Source organism: Candidatus Omnitrophota bacterium, from assembly GCA_016929445.1.
Lineage (GTDB): Bacteria > Omnitrophota > Gorgyraeia > JAFGIU01 > JAFGIU01 > JAFGIU01.
Map to the genome: position 1 here is coordinate 1 of JAFGIU010000027.1, position 3,928 is coordinate 3,928.

Genomic DNA, 3,928 nt, shown 5'->3' on the forward strand with positions numbered 1-3,928 from the left:
ACCAGGCATCAGGGGAGGACCCGGAATTGGGGCGCGCAGCCGGAGTCGCGGTGCACCGGGTGCTTCAGCTTTGGGACCTCCAAGACCGGGAAGCATTGCGTTGTGTGAGCAAAGAGATTTTGAGCGGGGTAGTGGCGCAGTTCTCTGTGACCGAACTGGATTTGCGGGTGGCCGTGGAGGAAATCCTGGGGGACTTGCTGGAATCCGGCTTGGCTGAGGAGATGCAGAATCTGGAAGTCGTGGGCCGGGAAATTCCATTTGAATGCGCGTACCAAGGGGTGCTTGTGCGCGGAGTGATTGATCTCTTGGCTAAGCGAGGCACGGAATGGGTTATTGTGGACTTTAAAACCGACCGGGTGGCCGGGGCGGAACTCGGGGCCTGGACTCAGCGTTACGTCCCCCAAATGGGCTCCTACGCTCAAGCCGTCAAGTCCTCCTTAGGCTTGGATGCTCCGCCCAAGTGCGAGTTGTGGGCCCTGCGCGCCGGCAAAATTCTCCCTCTCGAACCCTCCGCTGCCTGTCTTGACTTCTAATGATGCGTGGACGATACTGGAGACCAACTGCGCATCATATATCCGATTCACATGAAGAGACTTAACCCAACAATGGAGGGAAGTATGAGGACCCGAATTGCAGCCGCGCTAGGCACCGTCGCTATCCTCATGGTTACTGTGGGATGTGGCGTATCGCAGGAACAGTACGAGAAGGTGGAGCAAGAGCGCGACACCCTGCAGGCCCAGGTCCAGAACCTGGCTGCGGAACGCAATTCCGCGAAGATGGAATTGTCCAAGGCGCAGAAGGAATTGTCCGCCATTCGTGCAAGCTTTGGTTCCGTGGAGAAGGAAAGAGACAACCTTCAAATTCAAGTGGGCAAGCTGATCGAAGGCAAGAAGCAATTGGAGATCGATGTTCAGAGGCTGAAGGCCAATCTGGCGGAGCTTTCCAAGCCGGCTGCTGCAGTCATGGAGACCATGACTAACTGATCCAGCTAGTGTCTCCCCGTGAAGACGGGGATCTAATGATTTGACTGATAGGGACAGTTCTCGTTGCCTCTTATGGCTCTGACCTGAGAACTGTCCCTTTAGTTTAGATCCGCCACAAAACCATGGCGGGTTGGTGCGCGCCACGGGTTATGTCGCTTCGCTCCATAACCCTGTGCTCACTAAAAAAAGGGCGATTGAGAGCTAGTTTGGGTTCCACACCCCGCCACACCGTTTTACACGGCTCTCTCAATCGCCAATGGATGATTTCTTGTACTGTTGCCTTAGCAAAGATATCATGGGCTAATCCGAAGTCAAGAATGGCCTTAGCGAAGAATTGCCCGACAATGCAAGTGTTTACAGGCAGTTACTGTATTTCCGTATCCCATACATAGGGGTTCCCGGGGCCCGACCTAATCCAAATCATGTGCAAAATGAACCCAATCCTTCTGGGACCAATCGATCTGAGACAGAAGCCGCGTGTGGCCGGGGTGGTGGACGATACGGTTGTGCCCGAGACCCTGCAGACCCTGCATGAGCAGGGCGTGGATGTGCTGGAGTTGCGGGTGGATACTTTCGGCCGGTTCGAACCGGAGTATTGCGCGGAAGTGGCAAAGAAATACGCGTTATCGGGAATGCCTCTTTTGGCTACAGTACGGTCTCCCGCAGAAGGCGGGGAGGGGGGGCTTCAGCCCGGGCAGCGTTTGACCCTGTACCGTGCGCTTGCTCCTTATGTGCATGCCGTGGATGTGGAATTGGGTTCACAGGAGATTCTCCCCGGGGTATTGGGCCTGGCCCGGGAACACGGCCTGCTGCCCATTCTTTCCTATCACAACTTTGAGCAGACTCCGGATTCGGCTGAGTTGACGCAGATTGTCGGGCAGTGTGTGGCAGCAGGCGCAGTGGCTAAGATTGCCACAATGGCCCAGAGCCGTGAAGATGCCCTGCGCTTGGCTATGATTACTCTTGAACATTGTGAGCAAGGCCTTGTGACTCTGGCCATGGGGGCGCCAGGCCAGTTCTCACGTGTGCTCTTTCCCTTCCTCGGGTCCCTGCTCACCTATGGCTATGCGGCGCGTCCCACAGCACCGGGCCAGCCCAGCGCCGTCAACCTCGCCGGAGCGATCCGATCCCTCTGTTGATCCCGGTGCCAGGCACCGGTGCCTGGCACCAGTGCCTGACACCAAAAGGGTGAATGTAGCAAATATACTGCAAACGTCTGCTAGTCACCTGTTGACATGAGTTCAACTGTCTGCTATACATATGTATCTTTTGGAGTGTAAACTCAGGAGGTGTGTATGCAACTACCTAGACCCATGACAGACCGGCAGCGTGAGATCCTCGAATACCTTATTTCCAAAATCAGAGAGCAGGGCTTCCCTCCTTCCATCCGTGAGATCGGCCAGGATTTAGGCATTTCCAGCCTGCGCGGCGTGACCAGCCACCTCGATGCCCTGGCAAAGAAGGGCTATATTCAGCGCGACCGTCATGCGCGCGGGATTCGGGTTATGGCCGGAGCTGCGGGCAACCCGCTTCCCGAGAATGCCGTCGAATTGCCGGTGGTGGGGGCTATTTCCGCGGGCCAGCCTATTTTGGCGGTGGAAGAAATTGATGAGACCCTGGTTGTGGATGAGCGCTTTACGCGCGGCGAGGGCTGTTTTGCGCTGCGGATTGAGGGCGACAGCATTACCGGCGCCGGGATCCTGGACGGCGATTTTGTGGTGGTGCGCCAGCAGCCCAACGCCAATGACGGAGATGTCGTGGCTGTGGGTGTGGGGGACAAGGCCACGGTCAAACGCTTTTTCCGCGACACCAAGAACCGGGTCATTCGCTTGGAACCTGAGAACCCCTTGATGGAAACGATTGTGATTTCCGAACAGGAAGAGAACGTGCACATCCTGGGCAAGGTGGTCGGGGTTTTAAGGCGTCTGGGCTAGCCCTTGAGAAGATCCTTGCACAACTGAACCATACTGGGGTGGGCTCCCACATGGGGCAGAAGGTCGATGCGCACTTCCGGGTACTTGAAGCGAGCGGCATCGACTAGGGTGGGGATATCCTGCTCCACATGCTTTCCGGTGTTCAGGAAATAGGGGAGCACCGTGATCTTCGCAGCGCCATGCCCTACGCAGCGTTCAATTCCTTCCGCTATATCCGGTTTCAAAATCTCCAAATACGCAATTTCCACAGGGATTCCCCGCAACTCTGTGGAGAGCCGCGCGCTGAGTTCGCGGATCTCTTCCGGGGTCTTGGGGTTCTTGCTGCCATGGGCTGCGATCAAAACGAATTCTTTCATGAGCAGGGTATTGTATCATGGGTGTCAGGCACCACAGTCCGTCGTTGCGAGCCGCGGGCGAAGCAATCTGTGCGGGACAAGGATTGCCGCGCCTCGCACGTGGCTCGGCTCGCAATGACGTATACGCGTCAGTGGGGTGTCAAGCACCTAGGTCTGACACCCGGTCAACCAGAAAATGAGTTATGTCAGTAAACCCCATCGTATGCGCAACGGATCTGACCAAGCGATTTAACGGGAAGACTGCCGTGGATCATATCGACTTTGAGATCTGCGAAGGGGAGATCGCCGGGTTGCTCGGTCCCAACGGGGCGGGCAAAACCACGACCATCCGCATGCTTCTCAATATCGCGGATCCGGACGAGGGCCGCCTGGAGTTATTCGGGCGCAACTACACCCGCGCGCGGCAAGCCATTCTCTCCAAGCTCAATACCTGCTCCGCCACCATGAGCCTGCCGGGCAAGCTCACGGTCTGGCAGAATCTGCGCGTTTATTCCGATTTCTATGAGGTCCCCCAGGCCGGCGCGCGCATCGACTTCCTGATGGACCGCTGCCAGCTGCGCGACATGCGCAACACCAAGGCCTTCAATCTTTCCACGGGCCAGCAAATGCGGTTGGCTTTGGCCAAGGCCTTTCTTAACAAGCCGCGCCTGCTTCT

Annotated in this window: 6 protein-coding genes; 5 read left to right on the forward strand and 1 reads right to left on the reverse strand. The window is 56.9% G+C overall.

Annotated features, from left to right (window positions below; all coding sequences use genetic code 11):
- From JW937_02450 to lexA, 4 genes are all read left to right on the forward strand, one after another.
- Positions 1-533 (forward strand): PD-(D/E)XK nuclease family protein (locus tag JW937_02450; protein ID MBN1586271.1); only part of this gene is annotated, 533 nt, incomplete at its 5' end.
- Positions 534-617: 84 nt separating this feature from the next.
- A complete protein-coding gene (locus tag JW937_02455) occupies positions 618-983 on the forward strand; it encodes a hypothetical protein (GenBank protein MBN1586272.1) in 366 nt (121 codons plus the stop codon).
- A gap of 431 nt (positions 984-1,414) precedes the next feature.
- Complete coding sequence (aroD, locus tag JW937_02460; GenBank protein ID MBN1586273.1) at positions 1,415-2,122, forward strand: type I 3-dehydroquinate dehydratase; 708 nt, start codon at positions 1,415-1,417, stop codon at positions 2,120-2,122.
- 174 nt (positions 2,123-2,296) lie between these two features.
- Positions 2,297-2,917, forward strand: coding sequence for a transcriptional repressor LexA (lexA, locus tag JW937_02465; protein ID MBN1586274.1), 621 nt, complete (start codon positions 2,297-2,299; stop codon positions 2,915-2,917).
- Here lexA and JW937_02470 read toward each other — a convergent pair.
- Positions 2,914-3,273, reverse strand: a complete 360-nt coding sequence (locus JW937_02470; protein MBN1586275.1) for a CbiX/SirB N-terminal domain-containing protein — start codon at positions 3,271-3,273, stop codon at positions 2,914-2,916. The genes lexA and JW937_02470 overlap by 4 nt on opposite strands.
- Positions 3,274-3,455: 182 nt before the next feature.
- Here JW937_02470 and JW937_02475 point away from each other — a divergent pair.
- Positions 3,456-3,928, forward strand: a 473-nt coding sequence (locus JW937_02475; GenBank protein ID MBN1586276.1) for an ABC transporter ATP-binding protein, incomplete at its 3' end; no start/stop codon positions are given.